This window comes from Paenibacillus sp. PastF-3 (genome assembly GCF_029893135.1).
In the GTDB taxonomy this organism is placed as follows: domain Bacteria; phylum Bacillota; class Bacilli; order Paenibacillales; family Paenibacillaceae; genus Paenibacillus_AQ; species Paenibacillus_AQ nitricinens.
On sequence record NZ_JARXWM010000004.1, the window covers coordinates 65,508 to 84,676 of the forward strand.

11 protein-coding genes are annotated in these 19,169 nt (G+C 44.6%); 6 read left to right on the top strand and 5 right to left on the bottom strand.

Annotation, left to right across the window (positions count from 1 at the left end):
* Positions 1 to 228: 228 nt before the first annotated feature.
* The 4 genes from M2444_RS09905 (at position 229) to M2444_RS09920 (ending at position 6,257) form a co-directional block, all read left to right on the top strand.
* Positions 229 to 3,360: an alpha-mannosidase gene (locus tag M2444_RS09905; protein WP_280786853.1), complete on the top strand. Its 3,132-nt coding sequence runs from the start codon at positions 229 to 231 to the stop codon at positions 3,358 to 3,360.
* Positions 3,361 to 3,528: 168 nt separating this feature from the next.
* Positions 3,529 to 4,719: a pectin acetylesterase-family hydrolase gene (locus M2444_RS09910; protein ID WP_280786854.1), complete on the top strand. Its 1,191-nt coding sequence runs from the start codon at positions 3,529 to 3,531 to the stop codon at positions 4,717 to 4,719.
* A 44-nt stretch (positions 4,720 to 4,763) separates the two neighbouring features.
* On the top strand, positions 4,764 to 5,384 hold the full coding sequence (locus tag M2444_RS09915; protein ID WP_094869373.1) for a TetR/AcrR family transcriptional regulator: 621 nt from the start codon (positions 4,764 to 4,766) through the stop codon (positions 5,382 to 5,384).
* Between the two features lie 93 nt (positions 5,385 to 5,477).
* Positions 5,478 to 6,257 carry a helix-turn-helix domain-containing protein gene (locus tag M2444_RS09920; protein WP_280786855.1) on the top strand — a complete coding sequence of 260 codons (780 nt, stop codon included), beginning with the start codon at positions 5,478 to 5,480 and terminating at the stop codon, positions 6,255 to 6,257.
* A gap of 55 nt (positions 6,258 to 6,312) precedes the next feature.
* Here the strand turns inward: M2444_RS09920 and M2444_RS09925 are convergent, their stop codons facing one another.
* A complete protein-coding gene (locus tag M2444_RS09925; protein ID WP_280786856.1) occupies positions 6,313 to 9,168 on the bottom strand; it encodes a glycosyl hydrolase 115 family protein in 2,856 nt (951 codons plus the stop codon).
* Positions 9,169 to 9,405: 237 nt separating this feature from the next.
* Between M2444_RS09925 and M2444_RS09930 the strand changes: the two genes are divergently transcribed.
* Positions 9,406 to 11,148 carry an SGNH/GDSL hydrolase family protein gene (locus tag M2444_RS09930; RefSeq protein ID WP_280786857.1) on the top strand — a complete coding sequence of 581 codons (1,743 nt, stop codon included), beginning with the start codon at positions 9,406 to 9,408 and terminating at the stop codon, positions 11,146 to 11,148.
* A gap of 144 nt (positions 11,149 to 11,292) precedes the next feature.
* Here M2444_RS09930 and M2444_RS09935 read toward each other — a convergent pair whose 3' ends face one another.
* A complete protein-coding gene (locus tag M2444_RS09935; protein ID WP_280786858.1) occupies positions 11,293 to 12,258 on the bottom strand; it encodes a 2,3-diaminopropionate biosynthesis protein SbnB in 966 nt (321 codons plus the stop codon).
* 31 nt (positions 12,259 to 12,289) lie between these two features.
* Positions 12,290 to 14,563, bottom strand: coding sequence for a 2,3-diaminopropionate biosynthesis protein SbnA (sbnA, locus tag M2444_RS33455; RefSeq protein ID WP_306440447.1), 2,274 nt, complete (start codon positions 14,561 to 14,563; stop codon positions 12,290 to 12,292).
* 104 nt (positions 14,564 to 14,667) lie between these two features.
* Between sbnA and M2444_RS09945 the strand changes: the two genes are divergently transcribed.
* The gene (locus tag M2444_RS09945; protein WP_280786859.1) at positions 14,668 to 15,456 is read left to right on the top strand and encodes a YheC/YheD family protein; all 789 of its coding nucleotides are present in this window, start codon (positions 14,668 to 14,670) and stop codon (positions 15,454 to 15,456) included.
* 92 nt (positions 15,457 to 15,548) lie between these two features.
* Here the strand turns inward: M2444_RS09945 and cls are convergent, their stop codons facing one another.
* The gene (gene cls, locus M2444_RS09950) at positions 15,549 to 17,003 is read right to left on the bottom strand and encodes a cardiolipin synthase (RefSeq protein ID WP_280786860.1); all 1,455 of its coding nucleotides are present in this window, start codon (positions 17,001 to 17,003) and stop codon (positions 15,549 to 15,551) included.
* 274 nt (positions 17,004 to 17,277) lie between these two features.
* Positions 17,278 to 19,161, bottom strand: a complete 1,884-nt coding sequence (locus M2444_RS09955) for a DUF2264 domain-containing protein (protein ID WP_481857492.1) — start codon at positions 19,159 to 19,161, stop codon at positions 17,278 to 17,280.
* Between the last annotated feature and the right edge of the window lie 8 nt (positions 19,162 to 19,169).

The window sequence follows — 19,169 nt, forward strand, 5'->3', positions numbered from 1 at the left end:
TCTAGACCTTTAGGATTAGAAGCTTAACACCACCTTTCTTTTTGTGCAATGGGAGCGCATTCATTTTTAGATGTAAATCTTTCTTCCCCGCATACTTTTTCTTTATCATGAGTTTACATCTCGCTTAAAATCGTCTATAGTTGGTTTCTACCCCCCAAACAAACCTGTAATTACCCTATAAGTCTTATAATCCTCGTCCCCCATCAAGATAATGGAGGGCTATTACTCATGTTTCTAACCAAACGTAAACTCAACTCCCAACTAAACGAGATTTCCGAATATCGTTACCGGGATCGAATACACATTCCTTTTTTCAATTCTATGATTGACGAACAAGGTGAAATTGCAGCGGAGCCACCAGTGGATGGAGAATGGTCTAAACTACAGGTTGGCGATACCTGGAAAGGCCGCGATTTGTATTTATGGCTAACGACACAGATAGACGTACCCGCCTCTTGGGCAGGACGCAGGGTACTGGGTCGATTTGATTTTGGCGAGACGGGTGCCGGAAACAACTCCGGCTTTGAATCTTTATTCTTTTACAATGGTAAACCCTATCAAGGCGTAGATTCCAATCATACAGAAGTGTTCTTGCCGGATGAAACGGTAGGTACGAAGCTTCCACTTACCTTCCGTTTATGGTCGGGACTTGAAGGTGGCGGTCCTAAAAAAGATCAAACCCATGGCATTCGTATGGCAGAAATTTGTTGGCTGGACGATGCAACGGATGATTTCTACTTTACTGCACTTGCTGTAGTTGAGACGCTGAACGTACTCGATTCAAAAACACCAGAATATACACAGCTGCTAAGTACAGTAGACCGCTCGTTTCTTCTGATTGACTGGTCTCGTCCAGGTTCAGAGGTCTTCTACGCTTCGATCGAGGAAGCTCGTAATTATTTGCGTGATGAAATTAATAAAATGGAAAAGTCTTCGCCAGTTACTGTTACCTGTATTGGTCATACCCATATTGATGTAGCTTGGTTATGGCAATTGAAGCATACCCGTGAGAAATGTGCGCGTTCCTTCTCGACCGTACTCCGTCTGATGGAAATGTTCCCTGACTATACTTTTTTACAGACTCAACCTCAGCTCTATGAATACATCAAAAACGATTATCCAGAAATCTACGAGAAGATTCGTGAACGTGTAGCTGAAGGACGCTGGGAAGCTGGCGGTGGCATGTGGCTAGAGGCGGATTGTAACTTAACCTCAGGTGAGTCTCTTGTCCGTCAATTGCTATATGGGACTCGCTTCTTGCGAAATGAATTTGGTGTTGAATGTGATTATTTATGGCTGCCGGACGTATTTGGCTACAGCTGGTCCTTGCCACAAATTCTAAAAAAATCAGGAATTAATACGTTTATGACCACGAAAATTAGCTGGAATCAATACAACCGCATGCCACATGATACCTTCCAATGGCGTGGTATTGACGGCACTGAAGTATTAACACACTTCATTACAACACCTGAGCCTTGGTCTGAAGAAGATTCTTGGTTCTACACCTATAATGGCCGCATCATTCCTAAGACTGTAAAAGGGATTTGGGATACGTACCGGGACAAAGAAGTGAATCGCAATTTATTACTGTCTTACGGATATGGTGATGGCGGCGGAGGGGTTAACCGTGAAATGCTAGAGATGCGCCGTAGACTGAGCGATCTCCCAGGACTACCGAAGATTGAAACAGGAACAGCAGGAGATTACTTCCGTAATCTGCAAGAAACCGTTGCTAATACAGATCGTTATGTCCATGTATGGGATGGTGAGCTTTACTTAGAATATCACCGCGGCACGTACACTAGCCAAGCCTACAATAAGCGGATGAACCGCAAGCTTGAACTGCTATACCGCGAGGCGGAATGGCTAAACGCACTGCAAAGTGTGGTGTCTGAAGATTGGTCGAACTATCGTCAGACCGACTTAGACGAGGGCTGGAGAATTATTTTGCGTAACCAATTCCATGATATTATCCCTGGCTCTTCGATCCGTGAAGTGTATGAAGACAGTACGATTGAATATGCTCAAGCCGAAGCCATTGGTCAATCTGTATGGGAACAATCTACGAAGGCACTAGTGAACGGAAGTGAAGCCGGTAAATATACCATCTGGAACAATGCTTCTTGGGAAGTCACTGAGCTTGTAGAAATCGCAGTAGAGACTGGGATGGAAGCAGGACATTGGGTAAGTTCAGAAGGTAAACAACTTCAAGCTCAACGTGAAGGTGACCGTTGGATCATTGAAGTGTCCGACATTCCTTCTCTCGGATACACCACCATCTCCTTCGTGACAGATGTGAATTCTGAGCCACTAAGCACTCCATTCAAGCTAAGTGAATCAGGAATTTCAACGCCTCATCTTGAAATAGTGTGGAACGAGAAAGGTCAATTGTCATCCATCTATGATAAATACGAACAGCGTCAAGTATTAGCTAATGGAAGTCACGGTAATGTGTTCCAAGTGTTTGAGGATAAACCATTAGCACATGAAGCTTGGGACATTGACATCTACTATCAGCAAAAAATGCGCGAAGTGATCGACTGCACTAGCATTGAAGTCATAGAAAATGGTTCATTGCGTTGTATTGTGCAATTCACATGGAGCTATATGGATTCCACGATTAAACAGCAAATGATCTTACACGCTGGGCATCGTCGTATCGACTTCGTGACGAACGTAGACTGGCATGAGAAAAAACAGCTAATGAAAGTAGCCTTCCCTGTTGCGATACGAGCTACCGAAGCCACTTATGATATCCAGTTCGGTAATGTTAAGCGGCCAACACATTGGAACACTAGCTGGGATTACGCTAGATTCGAGACTGTGGGTCATCAGTGGGCAGATTTATCAGATCGTGGTTATGGCGTCAGCTTGCTGAACGACTGCAAATATGGCTACGATATCAAGGATAATGTGATGCGTTTATCCCTAATCAAATCGGCAACACACCCTGACCCTGATGCGGATCAAGGCGAACATTCATTCACCTACTCTATCCTGCCTCATACTGGGGATTGGCTACAAGGTGATACCGTCCGTCAAGCCTGGTCTATCAACAATCCACTGCGGAGCACCATGGGGCAAGCTGAAGTGGAAACAAAGTCCATGATTCGTCTTTCTACGAATACAGTTATGGTATCTGCCCTTAAGAAATCTGAAGATGGCCAAAAATTAGTCGTACGTGTTCACGACTATTCCGGAAGCCGCCAGCAGATTGATATGATGAGCGACTTGAACATTATTTCATGGCAAGAGTGTAATTTAATGGAACGTCCTGAAGGTGAGGTTCACACTGAACCTGTCATTACCTTTGTACTTGATCCTTACGAGATTAGAACATTTGAAATCGAAGTGTAGAATCTAATTAAATGAAGTAACATACAACATCGGGGTGTCCCTGTAGCCATGTATAAAAGGCTGCGAGGACACCCCGTTTTTCGATTATGATTGTTTATTTTGAATTTAAGTATACACATTGCGCAATGAGTTAACGTAGCGTATACTCCATTTAAGGGAGAGATGTATATGAGAAGAATGGGGAAAATTACGATATTCACATGCATTGGATTATTGAGCCTTGCTTTGATTGCTATTCTTGCGATTAGCGCTTTTGTGATCAAGAGACCGGCCACCGCCACCCCCGTAATCACGGAAGTGAAGCCTTATGAGTGGAATAAAGTCAAGCTGGACGGAAATGTCATTTCAAGTGATGGATCAGAGTATTTTATGTGGAATAAAAAGGGTGAGACTAATAACTGGATCATCTTCTTTTCCGGTGGAGGGGCCAGCTGGGATGCCCAAAGCGCTGCGCACCCAATCAAGCTCATGAACTTCATTAAAGGTGGAGATACGGGCAACTATTTCCCCAATATCCCCTTCTATATGCTGACATTGCTGAGAGGCATGATGGATACGGATAACCCTGGCAATCCTTTTCATGGATGGAATGTGGTCTACCTTCCCTATTCGACGGGTGATTTCCATATCGGTAACCGCACGGTTGAATATAAAAGAGAGGATGACAGCACCTTTACAATGCGTTATAACGGCAGCAATAATGTGCGAAGCAGCCTTGATTGGATATATGCCAACGTGGAAAAGCCCGGAAAACTGCTAATTGCAGGTGAAAGTGCTGGTGGATTCGGGTCCGCCTTCTGGGCTCCGGAGATCGCCTCTCATTACAAAGACTCCGAGATCTTCCAATATTCAGACAGTTCCTTCCTGAAATCAGACAAGTGGCCAAATGTTGTGAATAAGGAATGGCAGGCAGACTTCGTTAAGAACTTTGGGTATACCCCTGAAGCGGATATCATCGGGGCAGCATTTAAAGCGAACGGTCATCTACTGCCTGCGAATGCGGTAATATTGCAATCCTACTCGGTATTTGACGAGATTCTGATCCACTTTCAGAATAACATCAACGATTACAAGGGGCCCAGAGATCAACGCATTATTAATGAATGGTCACAGGAAATGCGGCAATCGGTATCTTCTTTGGCTGCCACTTTACCTAATTATTATTACTATCTGACCGACTATGGGTTAAATGTAAAGACGGGTACAACCCCGCACACTTTCGCAACCAGAGAGACCTTCTTTCAGGCTGAACAAGATGGTGTGAAGCTTCTGAAATGGCTAGGTGATGCGGTCAACCATCAGAAACCCTATTCCGTGGGCAGCAAGTTCCTCATGACGTCGAAGCCAGCTCAGAAATAGCACAGAATTAGCGAAATATTCGCACAAGGCAGGAGAGAAAATTAATGAATTTGCGTGAAAAGCAGATGCAAATGACGAGGGAGATCATTAAGGATACAGCGCTCAGCTTGTTCTGTGCTCAAGGTATTGAACGTACGGATATGGCTCAAATTGCAGAACAAGCCGGGGTCTCCCGGCGCACTTTGTATCATCATTATAAGGACAAAGAAGAATTAGCCGCTCAAATCTATGTCCTTAACCTGGAGCGGATGTTTGGCCAGCTGCTGTTTGATTTTGATTTTGAACAGCCGGTACAATCACTAGAGAACATTCTGGATAAATATTTGGCGCTAAGAGATCATCAGGAGTCACTGATTTACTATGATGCCATTTTTGGAGTTTACTACAGCACGCTTTCTAAGAATCCTGCAGAACTGCCTGACTTTAAGAAGGCTATGGAAGGCTGGTATTCGCGACTTATACTGCTTGACACAATAACAGTGGCTCCAGAGGAAAAAAATAAGTGGCTGAACATTCTGCAGAAGTCTACCCACCTGTATTTCATGTATTTACAAAAAGCCGTTATTATTACGCATCAGCGGGGCGGTATGGTTACGGAGGAAGACCGGGCAACGGACCGACAATTCAAGGATTTCATTATGCATGGCGTACGGCATTCCCAATGATTAAAAGAGTCTTTTCGTTATAGGTTTCATTTCGGTATAATATACAAACGGTATTGGTGCGGCTCTAGTTATATGGAAGGAGCAATGGCTGAAATGGACATTGGCAAATATGAGAATCTAGTTCCGAATGTTTTTTTGTTCGTCGACCGCAGATCCTTCCCGGATTGGGAGATAACGAGGAGCAAAATAGATTTCCATGACCTTACCTTCATTGTGGAAGGGAAATCGAACTATTTTATTAATGGGGAGAAATTTACGGTTGAAGCTGGTGATATGCTCTATGCACCTTCCGGAAGTATTCGGGAAGCGCAGACCTTTAAGGAGGCACCCATGCGTTCTTTTGCGTTTAATTTCTTCTGGGAGGGGGAGGACAATCATGTGCAGCTCCCTTTTGAGACTGTAACCAAAAATTGGAGAACTAAAGAGATCCTAGCGGACATCAAAGATTTCTCGCATGTATGGATGGGCAAACAGCCTTTTTATAAAATGAAGGCTAGAGCCATTTTTCAACTGATCGTATATCGCCTGTTAAGCATAACCCACCATCAGGAGACACCTCTGATCGATCTGAGAATCCAAAAAGTAATGACCTATATTATGGATCATTATTCGGAGGAAGTTACGATCAAGGAACTAGCTGATTTGGTTGCCTTAAATTCTGTATATCTTGGCAAGCTGTTCAAGCAAAACACCGGTTCCACCTATAAGGAATTCATAAATAAAGTACGGGTGAACAATGCCGAGATGATTCTGTCCGCAGGTGGCTTCAATGTGTCCGAAGTAGCAGAGCACTGTGGTTATCAAGATGTCGCCTACTTCAGTAATGTTTTCAAAAATATCAAGGGTTATCCTCCGTCATCTGCCTTGAAATAACGGAGGACCCTGAACCATTCGTGGATTCTGCCCTTCAATTAGCTCTAACTATGAATTAGTGCGTCCCCCTACTATAGAAGCTCTCCTCTGGACCCAAATAGGAATACGGAAGCTCCGCAGCGGACAACACAAGCTTTTGCAGGACCAGGCCCGCATCCAATCCGTAAAAGCGGAGGGTATGGATACCCTTCGTTAAAGCATGAATGGTGGTCACGGTATGGATATTATTCATAACCCCGCGGCACCACGGTTCATTATCATGATTACCGCCCGCAAAATCCGTAGGTAGAGCATCCATAATCACTGGCGTCTGCGCATCGAAGCCTATCGCATATTTTAATCCACTGGACTGTGACAGGTTGTTCGTTGGAGCAATATACGCGGTTAAGCTGTAATCTGCAGCCTGCTGTACTAAAACCTGATATTCCAGATAAGGTGCACACTCCGGTTGTTCAAACGATACAGCATCCGGAAACATTTTAACCGAGGATAAAGAACGCCCATAATTAGCAATGGTCTTCCATTCCACCCCTGATTGTGCAACACGGCTTGAGGTATGCTCCGCTTCAATGGCCACTCTATTATGCGCCTCGATAAAGGTCATCGCTGGCACACCCTGAATGTCAGTCCAGTCCACAGCTACATTCACCTTAATGGTGCCCCCGGCACCACAGATCGTAATTTCACCCGTCGATGTCTCGCGAACCTTTTCCCAATCTACAAAAACCTGTAAAGACTCCCCAGCCTTGATCCACCCCGATGTTTTCTCAAGCTTGATCCAAGCTACACTGCTTTTTGCCTGATATTCAAAACCCGCTTCTCCACCGTTGCTGATTGTAATGCAATAATTTTCCTTTTGAAGATTTGTAAAAACCGGAAGATTCGCTGTACCCGCAACATACGCTTGCTCCGTACCTTCAATATCAACAATCAATATAGAGCCTTTAGCGGGAATCAACGTGCTCACCTCTGGATATTTCCACCCTTCTGCATTCCAGTGAATATACCCGACATGAGGGGAACTCATCATCCCTTTCCATTTCCCTTCTGAAATTCCGCTATTATAAACCTTTTCCAGCTGTTTATCCCTTTCGATGGCTTCATGAGTCAGAGTAGCGTAAGTATTTGCCAATACACTGCCTCGTCCAGCATATAGCTCGTTAAGTCCAGCATATATTTGCATCTTGAGCACATTGGCTGAGGCAGCAGCAGGGAAATATACAAGCTGGTAGTACGCATCTTTTAATGATTCAGGAATAAGAGCATAGTATTGGTCAGCGGCATTCTCCATCCTAATCGCCTGCTTTAGCACTCTCTGTGCCTCATTGTAATGGATTGGACTGAAGGTTGACGGATAAATAATCTCCGGCTTGCGGCGCCCATTTATTCGGGTATAATCACTCAGCAATTGCGCGATGCCCAGGCATGTCTCTTGTTCCAGTGCATATCCGAACTGCTGCTCTACCCATCGTTTGGTATATTCCTCAGTCCGGTTAATCGCTCCAGTACCCCAAGCTTCAAAGTCATAGGCCAAATCCATAAAGTAGGAAATGGGCAATTCCATAGGCTTCAAATCCCCGACGTTCACAATCCATACCTCACGGATGCCATAGTCGAATGCCATACACATTTGCTCCCAAACCTTTTCCAGCGGAATCGTATTTAACCATTCATAGGAATGCGGACCACCATGATAGTCAAAATGATAATACATCCCCCACCCTGCACTCCGATCACGTTCGTGTTCCGTTGGGATTTTGCGGAGATTGCCAAAGTTATCATCAGCCAGCAGGATCGTAACCTCATTCAGGACTTCCCAGTCCTTCAAGCCTTCAACCTCAGCAGTGCCATACCAATACTTCTCTACTTCCTTGTATACGGCTAGAATTTGGGGCGCGTGCTCAAGATTATATTTCTTTAATAAGTCTTTTTGTGTAAGGATGATATCCTTCAGCAGGTCAATATTCTCCTGGTCGGAGCCTTCCAGCGCAGAATCACTTTCTCCCCGCATCCCTAATGTAATTAAATTGTCAAAGTCCCGATTCCGTTTGATTCCATCTTCCCAGAAATCCGTAATGGCCTGTTTGTTTCGGGCAAAATCCCATAAGTTACTTGTTCCATATTGGTTATATACCTTCTGCCATTCACTGCCTGCCCGAAATAAAGGTTCATGATGGGAGGTTCCCATTATAATGCCGTATTCCTGTGCGTGCTGGGCGTTGGCGATTGGATTGCTTTTACCGTTAAGGCTGAATTCGGCACTCCACATCGCTGGCCATAAATAATTCCCCTTTAATCGAAGAATTAGTTCAAACACCTTGTCATAGAAATCTTCATTAAAATCACCAAATCTTTGAGTTACCCAAGAGCCTAAGGACGGCCAGTCGTCATTCAAAAAAATCCCTCTGTATTTAACCGAAGGTTCTTTGGAGATCCTATGTAGCTGGCTATCAGACAGGATCAAGGTTGCTTTCTTCTCTGGTACAACATCTGCCCAATATTCCCACGGACTAACGCCAATTTTTTCAGAAATGGAATAGATCCCGTACATCGTCCCGCGTTTATCGCTCCCCACAATGACGAGCGCCTTGTCCACTCCTACTGTCGGACGTTCAACTACCTGAATTTGATAACATTCCCTTTTCCCATGGATAGCGGACACATCCACAGTTCCCTCCGCAATTAAACGATCGATAAGCTCATTACTGCCGATCGATCCAGCGATTATGACTGTTCCATCCAATTCCTGCAATTCTGTATATATCTCAGGTTCTACCTCAGTTACCTGTTTAATATCTGCTGCAAAAGATTGAGCCACGCGCCGCAAACCGGCATAATCCTTCCCTTTGGGATCCACGTAAATCTTGACAGCTTTGCCCTGCTTCACAAGGTTTATTTCCTGCGTAGGCATGATTATTCTCCCCTTAAGCATCCTATTTTCGTATGACTAGGCACATTATATAAGTAAGCGATTTCAACTTCCATGTGCAAACTAGCAAGTTTTTGTAATTATTAAATGAAACTTTGTTTATTGGTTGAACAATCTAGATATTTGATGTTACTGTTAACAGGTATTCCCTGTAGCAGAATCATTTCATTTGCAAGCGCATCCATAATAAGAGAACCTTACAAAGCGAGGATGATCCATATGGAAAAGAATAACGAATTCATTGCAGGCGAACAGATTGAAGGTCCGAAGGCTCCAAAGGACCCGGCTGATCGTAGAAACGGCTTTTTTGTGCTGTATGAAGCAGCCATTGAAGCAACAGCAAGAGCCGAAGGGAAACCGTCACAAGAAGTTTATCTGGAAGGCAGCTATCTGATCGACAAGACCAAATTTATAGGCGGCGTCACAGATGCAGCAATTCTGGAGCTTCTGGGGAGCAGTACAGGATTTCGCAAATTAGTCCATAGTATCGGAATATCCGTCAGAAGGGCTAACGCTCAGGAAGATCCTGTAATTTTTTTATTGCAGCACTGGGGAAAAACCAGTAAATATGAATCCGGCAGTCATTTACGTGTACCCTGCCCCTCCGATGGTTCAGAGGTTATTTTGAGGTTAGCAGATTGTCCGGGTTCTGAAGAGGATGATGTGCTCGGAAAATTTGCGTTTGAATTTAATAATGCAGGCGAACTGGCGATTGCGAGTGTTATTTTTTATTTGCATGACGGTTATTCTGTTCCAGAGCTAATCCTTGAACCGCCGGTTGCTTTTGAATCGAATGAGTACCAAAAGATCATTACGCAATCCTTGTTGCACGCTGGCAATAATAAAAGATTAAAAGCTGCCATAAATAAGGCTATAAAGGGCGAGGAAGTCACGATCGCTTATATTGGAGGTTCCATTACTCAAGGAGCCGGTGCTAAGCCGATACCCACAGAATGTTATGCCTATCAGTCGTATTTAAGCTTTAAAGACTTATTCGGCACAAATGGTGGTGAGAACATCCACTTTGTGAAGGCTGGGGTCGGCGGGACACCCTCCGAGCTTGGCGTCATCCGTTATGAAAGAGATATTCTTAGAGACGGTTCCGTAACACCAGATATCGTGGTAGTGGAATTTGCGGTAAACGATGAAGGAGATGAAACGAAAGGAAATTGTTTTGAAAGCTTATGCTTAAAAATACTTTCCGCCGATCATCAGCCTGCCGTAATCCTTCTGTTCAGTGTGTTTATGAATGACTGGAACCTGCAGGATCGACTCTCCCCCATTGGCCGCCATTATAATCTTCCTATGGTTAGTGTAAAGGATGCCGTATCCGAGCAGTTCCGCCTGAGTAAAGCTGAAGGCAACATCATCTCTAAACGGCAATTTTTCTATGATATCTATCATCCGACAAATGAGGGTCACCGGGTAATGGCTGATTGTCTCGCTTATTTATTCACCGAAACCCATAAATCACTAATGAATGAAGATGAGATCTTATTGGATCAACGACCGGTTATCGGGAATGATTTTGCAGGAACCCTCCTGCTGGATCGAAAAAACTATATTGACGCAGGTAAGATCGAAGTAGGTGGATTTTCGGGGATCGATACCGATTTGCAGCGGGTAGAAATGAATGCTGACTCTCACAGTACTCCGGAATTCCCTCATAATTGGATGCATTCAAGAGCGTCTGGAGAAGAAAGCTTCAAGCTGACAATAACGAGTAAAAATCTCATCCTCGTATACAAGGATTCCGGCAGCAGCGAATTCGGCAAGGCGGATATCTTCGTAGACGGCAGCCTTGCAGTTACTGCTGATCCTCACGTGAACAACTGGACACATTGCAATCCGGTAATTCTATATCAAAACGAAGCTAGCAGTGAGCATCAAATAGAAATCAAAATGGTGCCCGAAGATCAGGATAAGTGCTTTACTATTCTAGGCTTCGGTTATAACCTTTAATCAACAAATCACAATAGACTGCATTCCATGTTGCAAACATATCCATATGAAACCAATATACTAGTGCATAACATAATGAAAAACCCGCTCAATATGCGGGTTATCGCTGTTATATGGACAGAATTGCTCTCATTCTTGCTCTCCTTACTCCAGCTCGGTCCCTATCCCTTTTTCCCTCGCCTTGTTTACGTAATACACCGCTGTAGCGATATCAAAGACGGCCATCCCCATCGGGCAAAAGAAGATCGGTTCATCTTCGCCGAATTCAGCTAGGCTGTGGCGTAAGACGACATCGGTAATCATCTGGGTGTCAGCACGAGTGAGCCCCTGCTCCAAATGAAGCTGCTCAATATCCGTATTCTCACGGCACACTTCATCCCAATCGTCGACGATAATGGCTTTTAACGAAGCTAACGCCTCCGGCTTATAATCACGCAGTGAAACATTTAACAGAAGACTACCTTTTTCAGGATACAGATCGATATACCGATGTTCGGATACAGTACAAGTAATAAAGATATTCGAATGCTGATAAACGTCCGCCCACGTCTTAGCCACTTCCATCCTATCTCTAAAGAGAGATGAGATTCCTGATAAGTCTACTCCCTTGATATCGAAAATCCGGATACGTTCGACTCGATCCCCGTACAAAGCCGTAACCATTTGACAATGATACTGCCCAATTGGTCCCCAGCCGATAATGCCTAGATGAATCCGCTCCACTGAACGCGCCAGCAAAAAGGAACGAATCATCAGTCCGCTGATGGAAGCCGTCCTAATGATACTGGGAAGCGGAGAGTTCAAGGCGGCTGAAGGCTGGCCTGTACTTGGTTCATTCAATACAATGATGCTATGCGCGCGAGGAAGATCAGCCTGAATATTATCCGGGAAACTGGAAATCCACTTTATCCCTGCTGCGTTCACCTCTCCCCCTACGTAAGCGGGCATTGCAATAATCCGGTTTTGTGGACTCTTATACCTTAGGTAAGGCTTTATCGGCTGCACATAATCACCTGAATCGATGATACCCACAGCAGTTTCTATCGCCTCCACAAGAATAAGCCAATCAACACCTACTGCCCGTATATCTCGATCATTTAAGTACAGCATACCGTGACCTCCTTATGAAACATATCCTTTCTTACATCTCTGGGCAATCGCCACATTCAGCCAAAAGCTCCTGACCGAATTGGTTCAGAATCCATGAGTCAGAATATACGGTATCGAGGTAACGCTCTCCCTTATCATGCAGAATGACTGCGCAGACAGCTCCCGGAGTCAATTCTGGCTCCATTTGCTTAACGGCGGCAATGACTCCCCCGGACGATGCGCCAGCCAGGATGGATTCGTTCTGCGCCAACATCCGGCAACCCTTTACGATATCTGAATCCGAGACATGCACGATATGGTCGATTAGATCTGTTCTGCAGAAAGGTGGCACGATGCCGGCACCTAGTCCCGGAAAGCGCCGTGTACTCTTATTCCCTCCAAAAATCGCGCTTCCCTCTGCATCGACAGCCACGATCTTGGTCCGAAGTCCGCTATCCCTTGCGTATTCCGCAAGACCCCGTATGGTTCCGCATGTACTAACGCTGCAAAATAAATAATCCACTTGTTCAAGATCAGTCACGATTTCTTTCATTGTCGTATGGTAGTGGGCTAAAAAATTATTTACGTTCGCATACTGATTCGGCCAGTAGCTGCCTGATATTTCCGCCAAAAGCTGCTGCACACGTTTCAATCTAGCAGGAAGAAACTCCCCTGTTACGGGATCGGGATCAGTGACATAGTCGATTTTGGCATCCAACGCCTTCAGAATTTGTAGATTCGTTTCCGTGGTTCTAGGATCAATAACGCTGATAAAACGCATCCCCAAATACTTACAAATCATGGCCAGGCTGATCGCCATATTTCCAGAGCTCGATTCAATGATCGTGGTTCCCGGACCTATTGTTCCTTCCTTCCACGCCTCTTGGATCATCCGCAGGGCGGGACGATCTTTGGCGCTTCCTCCCGGGTTCATCAGCTCCATTTTTGCATAGACGTCAAACTCACTTTTATAGAACAAGCTCTTCAGCTTGATTAAGGGTGTATTTCCGATCGTCGACAAAATACCGTCAGTGACGTCCATCTCTGCGCGATCTTTATCTTTCTGGTAATATAGCTTTTTGTTCTTAACCTTTCCACTGTCCATCGGCTCGTCTTTCCCTACTATAATGACCTCAATATCATCCAGCAGATGGTTTCGAATCATCATGCCGATTTCCGGAATGCATTCCCTAATTTCCTCTTTGATCTTCGGGACAATGGTGTTATCCGCAGATTTACTTTTGATATAAACGCTCAGCGCGTTCTTCCTCACTTTGACCCGAATGATCGCATCTTCGATATGTCGGTATACGACCTGTTCGATATCGTACAGGCTGATTTTCTCCCCATGCTTCAGCTCCCGACCCACCCGTTTGACGATGGAACTAAAGCTCTGTTTCTCCACACCATCTACCATCACAGACCTAAAGTCCCTTACAACGTCATAGGTAACAAAACGAATAGCTGGCAGCATTGTGCGAACCATAGAAGTAAGAACAAGAACACTTTCATCATTACTAAGCGGACTTAGTTCTTCGCCAATCTCCTGCGCCCCGATCGCTTCTGCAAAAATCCCATCAGCAAAAATATACCTGCCAAGATCATGTGAATAATAAGCAATCGTGCCTATTTCAATAGAGCCATACGTATCAATGATGTCGCGCGGTTCAAGACCGAACAGACGGGCCATATTCCGCTGCCACCCTAATGAGGCGATTTCCCCAACCAAAATAATCTTACGGATTCCAAAAGCCTGCAGATCTTTAGTAGCATGAACGATATGATCAAGGATGGAAGGCATAGTGTAAAGCAGGTCAGGCTTGAAGGTTTGAAGTTGTTCAATATGCTGCTCGATTGGCAATTCAAAGGCAATTGAACAATGTTGCAATCCTAACCGCTCAAAAATGGACAACGCAGTGTTCGCCGCATGCCCAGTACCCATGTCCGCCAAAGCGCTAACGCATCCACTTCCCGCAATAAGATCACCGTACAGCTTCGTTTTAATATCTATATAGTGCTTATCGTCTTCCTTAGAGTAAAGAATGGCTTTTCGACGGCCAGTGCTTGTACCCGACGTCCTATATACGGTCAAAGAAGGATCAAAGGGTTGATTATAATAATAGGTATCTAGCGTTGTCGACGTCATAAGCGGAAGTGTCTCTAAGCTATAATTCGTTCTTTCGCCGCCGATCAGCCCCCTATACCAGGGAAATGCCTCAATTACTTTAAGCAACTTATCCTGTAATTTTTCTTTGTCGAGCAGCATGATGGCCGCCTCCTGTTGACCGCATGCCGCAGCCCATAGATAAATACCTACCATAATCATATGTCGAATTCTTTCAGTGTGTTCTACGATTTGGTAGTTGCCCAATCAAAAGCTAAGGCATTTCCGTAATATAGCCTATGGATCTTTTAAGACGGAGGGGCAGAATGATGAATCAGATCAGTCGAATATCCAATAAGCTGACGAAGACAAGGGTGCTGGTTAGAAATCAAGCGTTAAATAAACATGTCCCGCTTACAAGAAAAATGGATAAGAACACTCTCTATGAAATGCTACACAAATATAAGATGGTGTATATTAAGCCTTGCTGCGGATCATTAGGACAGGGCGTGATACGGGTTGAACTCACTCGTGCACTATACAGCTACCAGTCCGGTACCCACGTACACAAATATTCTAATTATGACACGGCATATAGAGCCATCTTACGAGAAGCCCAAGGGAAGTCCTATTTAGTTCAAAAGGGGATCAGGCTGTTGGTGTACGATGGCCGCCCCTTCGATATCCGGGTAATGGTGCAACGAAATTCTAAGGGTGGGTGGGAAGCAACAGGGGTTGCAGGACGCGTGGCGCATCCTCGCAAAGTAGTTACAAACGGGAGTCAAGGAGGAACGATTTATCCGGTTGAGGAATTATCGAAAGCCTACACAAGCGCAGAGAATTGTACAATATTGATCCGATCCCTGAAGCAAATTGGAGTGAAATCGGCCAGACAGCTTAGCACTGTCTATCCTGGCCTTCAGGAAATCGGTGTAGATATTGCCTTAGATCAACGTCTCAAGCCATGGATCTTGGAAGTGAATACCGCTCCTGATCCATGCCCGTTTACTAAGCTGAAAGACACCCGTATGATTGACCGAATTGTCAGATATGCAAAAGTATACGGTCGCACATACAATCTAAAGTGCATGAAATCAAAACAGGGTGTCGTGTGAAGCATAGAGATTAGAGAATCCATATGCCGCGGCGAACTGTGAATCCTCAAAACTACAATTCGCCTTTTTGTACAGAGGTATGTTTCGGGAGTTTATAAGATAGATGAGAATAGACGAGAAACGCCCTCTTTAAATTTGATCATTAAGGATCTTTCTTTATAACGTTCAGGGGTAAGTTCTGTACTTAACTGGCTATCTTCAACAAATAATTCTTGAAGCTGTTTAGCCACTTGCTCATCATATACAATCGCATTAACTTCGAAATTAAGTCTAAAGCTCCGGGAATCAATATTCATTGTCCCAACAGATGCTAATTCTTCATCAACTACAATCGTCTTAGCATGCAAAAAACCATTTTCATATAAAAGAATTTTTGCCCCATAATTCAATAATTCACCTGCATACGCCCAAGTTGCCCAGTAAACAAAAGGGTGGTCAGGCTTATTTGGAATCATAATCCGTACATCCACACCGGATAGGAGTGCAATTTTACATGCATCCATAAAACTGCTATCCGGAATGAAATATGGCGTCTGAATATATACACTCCGTTTGGCATTTAAAATAAGCTTAATATACATGTTTTTAAGATGTTCAACTAGCGAGTTGGGACCACTAGACACAATTTGAACAGGACTTGATCCGACACTTCCTTCAGTGGTAAAGGAAAATTGATCGAAGCTTACCTGATGCTGTTTCCGGGCATGCTTCCAATCCAGAATAAATCTGCCTTGAATTTGATTAACAGAATTTCCCTTCATTCTAAAATGCGTATCCCGCCAATAGCCAAACTTTTTAACTATCCCTAAATACTCATTTCCCACATTAAATCCACCAATATAAGCAATTTCTCCATCAATAATACATAGTTTTCTATGATTTCGATTATTCATTCGAAAATTTATCGGTCTAAGCAGTGATGGGAAAAACACCTCTACTTCTCCACCCGCAGAAAGTAGTTCTCTAAAGAACTTAAGAGAAAGTCTCTTGGAGCCGATTTCGTCATAGAGAACCCTCACTTTTACGCCTTCTTTGGCTTTTTTAGTTAATTCATCTCTTAATTTTGTTCCTAAATCGTCAGGCTGGATGATGTAATATTGAATGTTGACCTCTTTTTTGGCATTTCTAATATCATTAAATAAAGAATCAAACTTTTGTTTACCATCGTTAAAAATAGCTATCTCGTTATCTGTTGTCATTAGCGCATTCGATGAAACAAGGTTCATATGAATTAAATCAGCATACTTCGTTAACAAAGAGCTCTGATCCTTGCGTTGATCCTTTAATGTAGCCAATTGATGGTCTACAGTTGATTGTAGATAATTCCTTTCTTCCACTGAAAGGCCAAAGAAATTCTTTTTTGCTAAATTACGGCCAAGAAACAGATAAACAATAAAGCCCAAAATGGGAATGAAATAAAATACCATAAGCCACGCCCACGTATAACCAATATCTCTCCTCTCGAAAAATAAAAAACCTGCAGAAAGCAATATGTTTATAATCATAACAAAAGAAAGTATCCACGTGACCAGACTGCTGTTGTCCATTTGGAGTTCCTGCCTTTCTTATCTTTCTATAGATGCCGGTATTTCTAGTTTTGCCAAAAGACAGTTTATCCATCGTCTGATAAATCAATACTTCTGTAAATGACTAGATAGAGTACTATAGCATAATTGTCCATCTAAGAAAACATTTGATAAAAAACTCAAAAATTAAAAGATAAAATCATGAAAATTCACATAAAAACAACAGCCCTAATGCAGTAGTTCTGCATCAGAGCTGTTGTGACTTTTTAATTAATGTGAGAAATATTTAAACAATTTATTGTAAATTAAGGACAATTTCTCTCCCAGAAAGAGTGACAATGGTTAACGCTCCCTCGCTGAGCTTAACTTTCAAATCTTGCTCAGGTGAATGCTTGAAGACGTCATTAGCTTGATCAGCCTGAATATCCAAAGCCTCCTCTGAAGGTGAACCAAATATAGCCGACGCGAGCCAATGAATGCCCGGCAGAAGGGTGGTCGTCAGCATCGGCAGGACCGTCCGAGGGCGAAGGAGATTCGTATTGGCATTCGGCCAAACCAGCTCACCCTTCCGGCAGCCTAGCAAATCCTTGATTCCACTAGTTCCCCAAGCAGTGGAGGCCATCGCAACAGCCCCATCAATCTTCGATATCATTTCATTCTCTTGGCCAAGTGCGAATCCACCCTCCGCGGTATCCAGCGACCGTCCATTTTCGACTCGATGAATCCGAATATGCCAAGGGAGTCCGGCGATAACCCAAGTCTGAACCTCGACATTGGCCCACGGTTTCCAGACGGAACGAAGGACGTTGTCTATAATCTCAGACTCTATATTCTGGCGTCGTACCCGGTATAAGTTGTCTCCGCGCTCGCTCAGCGCAAGCATAGAGTCGAACGCTCCTTGGGAGAGCCCCCATTCGGAGCGGGGCACGCTGAAGCCGAAGCCTGTTGAATACACGAATTTTTCGTATTTGGCCGAGGTATGGGTATGTTCATTCGTGTATAAATGTCCGCTGTTGAAGGCTGCCACATGACCGGAAGCGGGCTCGCGGACGATGACAAGATGTGCAGGCTTCTGAACCATGACAGCCGGAATGGCCGGTAGCGGCAGTTCCTCTTCCTTCCAGAACGGATGATCCGCCCCTAGAGCCAGCGGCAGGAAAGTCTTTAACGCCCAATACGGAGAACCGGGAGCATTGTAATTCTCCGCCATGACCAGATTCGGGTAAGTATATCCGATGGTCAGTACGCCATCGGCGTCAACAATCGGCTGGCTGAACCACCAACGCAGATTTCGCAGCACCAGACCTTTCACCACGCCAGCCGGAAATCCTTCAACATCTGCATAGGCAACGGCGCTCCAAAATGCCGACTGGGCAAAGCGGTAAGTCAAGCTACGTCCATAAGGAAGTGTGGAGCCGTCGGGTGCGAACCAGCCGATGAAATCGACAGCAAACAATCGAGCCCGTTCTTTGAACACACGGGAACGTTCGGGGTCTTCCTGCTTCATCAGCTTTGCGTACAGCAGCGCATAGTAATGTATAGCAAAAGGTACATAATAATCGCTGTGGCCATTAATTCCGTCGCTGTACCAGCCCTCTCCCAAATAGAAATCATCCATGCGCTTCAAATTGTTTTCCAGCTGCTCTGCGTCGTAGGAACGGCCGATTTTACGGAATCCGACATTGACTAGAACGTTGAAGAACAGCCAATTACAGTCATAGCAAGGATGGGCATTTATTTGATTCAGCCAGCGGTATAATTGATCCTGCTCCTTCGGAGCAAGCGGCAACCAAATCCGTTCCGGAATGGCTGCCAATGCGAAGCCGAAGACCGCCATTTCGACCAAACGCTGGTCGTAATCCTTTACCTCTCCCCAATATTCTTCATGAGAAGGATCGGTGCCATGCCGAATACCATCCAGCACGATGTCCCAGAGTTCGCTGTCTCCACCACCAATGAGCAGGGGTACCAACCCCCATAACACCCGTGAGAAACCTTCCATTTCAGCAGTTGCTGCCGAATAGCTCGCCCCGGTTCTACCGATTTCAAGTCGTGCGCTGCCTCTGCTGTAGTGCGGCCGAAGCGGATCCGTAAGCTGCTCAAGGGCGATCACCAGATCCTCACGGGTCTTCAGCGGGTTACCGCCGATCCGAGAAAGTGATTTCTCATTGTTCATCATAATCACCC

Excerpts from the sequence above, each read along its gene's own strand:
- M2444_RS09905 (WP_280786853.1), top strand. The coding sequence starts at position 229 with ATGTTTCTAACCAAACGTAAACTCAACTCCCAACTAAACGAGATTTCC.
- M2444_RS09910 (WP_280786854.1), top strand. The coding sequence starts at position 3,529 with ATGAGAAGAATGGGGAAAATTACGATATTCACATGCATTGGATTATTG.
- M2444_RS09915 (WP_094869373.1), top strand. The coding sequence starts at position 4,764 with ATGAATTTGCGTGAAAAGCAGATGCAAATGACGAGGGAGATCATTAAG.
- M2444_RS09920 (WP_280786855.1), top strand. The coding sequence starts at position 5,478 with ATGGACATTGGCAAATATGAGAATCTAGTTCCGAATGTTTTTTTGTTC.
- M2444_RS09925 (WP_280786856.1), bottom strand. The coding sequence starts at position 9,168 with ATGCCTACGCAGGAAATAAACCTTGTGAAGCAGGGCAAAGCTGTCAAG.
- M2444_RS09930 (WP_280786857.1), top strand. The coding sequence starts at position 9,406 with ATGGAAAAGAATAACGAATTCATTGCAGGCGAACAGATTGAAGGTCCG.
- M2444_RS09935 (WP_280786858.1), bottom strand. The coding sequence starts at position 12,258 with ATGCTGTACTTAAATGATCGAGATATACGGGCAGTAGGTGTTGATTGG.
- sbnA (WP_306440447.1), bottom strand. The coding sequence starts at position 14,563 with ATGATTATGGTAGGTATTTATCTATGGGCTGCGGCATGCGGTCAACAG.
- M2444_RS09945 (WP_280786859.1), top strand. The coding sequence starts at position 14,668 with ATGATGAATCAGATCAGTCGAATATCCAATAAGCTGACGAAGACAAGG.
- cls (WP_280786860.1), bottom strand. The coding sequence starts at position 17,003 with ATGGACAACAGCAGTCTGGTCACGTGGATACTTTCTTTTGTTATGATT.
- M2444_RS09955 (WP_481857492.1), bottom strand. The coding sequence starts at position 19,161 with ATGATGAACAATGAGAAATCACTTTCTCGGATCGGCGGTAACCCGCTG.